The following is a 415-nucleotide window of genomic DNA, read 5'->3' as shown; positions in this document are numbered from 1 at the left end:
GCACAGCCAAGCAATTCCCGAAGACCGCCTGGCTGTTCGGCTCCGGCGCCGGCCCGGCGGAACCCAATTTCGGCGTCTTCGACAACTGGATCCACGAGCCGGCCTATCTCTCCGGATTGATCGCCGGCAAGATGTCGAAGTCGGGCACGATCGGCGCCGTCGCGGCGATGGGCATTCCGGAAGTCAACCGGCTGGTCAACGCCTTCTTCGCCGGCGCCAGGGAGGTCAATCCCAACATCAAGAAGAAGGTCGCCTTCATCGGTTCCTTCTTCGATCCGCCCAAGGCCAAGGAAGCGGCGCTCGCGCAGATCGACGCCGGTGTCGACGTCATCTATGCCGAGCGCTTCGGCGTCATCGAAGCGGCGGTGGACAAGAAGATCCTTGCCATCTCCAACATGTCCGACCAGTCGAGCCT

Annotated in this window: 1 protein-coding gene; it reads left to right on the top strand. The window is 62.9% G+C overall.

Annotation, left to right across the window (positions count from 1 at the left end):
• On the top strand, positions 1–415 hold a 415-nt coding region (locus tag EN893_RS37755), incomplete at both ends, for a BMP family ABC transporter substrate-binding protein (protein ID WP_128362350.1).

This window comes from Mesorhizobium sp. M7A.F.Ca.CA.004.04.2.1 (assembly GCF_004022825.1).
Classification (GTDB): Bacteria; Pseudomonadota; Alphaproteobacteria; order Rhizobiales; family Rhizobiaceae; genus Mesorhizobium.
Note: the sequence above shows the minus strand (reverse complement) of the source record. Positions and strands in the feature narration are given on the sequence as shown.